Source organism: Herbidospora sp. RD11066, assembly GCF_054661255.1.
Map to the genome: position 1 here is coordinate 1 of NZ_BAAGDO010000061.1, position 360 is coordinate 360.

The 360-nt window shown below is 53.9% G+C and carries 1 protein-coding gene; it reads right to left on the reverse strand.

The features are described 5' to 3' along the window. Positions 1-353 (reverse strand): homeobox domain-containing protein (locus tag ACYQ78_RS39345; RefSeq protein ID WP_459806097.1); only part of this gene is annotated, 353 nt, incomplete at its 3' end. Positions 354-360 lie beyond the last annotated feature (7 nt).

Consider the following 360-nt stretch of genomic DNA (forward strand, 5'->3'; position numbering starts at 1 on the left):
GGCGAGGGAACATGAGGCGAAGAAACATGGGGCGATCCTACATGTTGGTCGTCAGCTCCACCAGTTACAGAAGCAGTCATTCTCTTTTCTTTCTGCCGTCTGTTGCAGAACCAAACACGAACCACCTCCTTCTCGGCGCCAAGCTTCTCGGCGAGCGTGCCAATTTCCTGAGCGGACGGCTTGGGGTTTTTACAGAAGTGGTTCTCCAGAGCTCCCTTGACAGCCACCTCGATCGAGGTTCGCTTCTTACGTTTTCTGCCCTGAGTTGCAAGCTTGTCGAAGCCACTCGCGGCTCCGATATTATTGTCCGCTTCCTCCCGCCACTTGGCCAACAGAGGCTTGAGCTTGCACATATTCTTA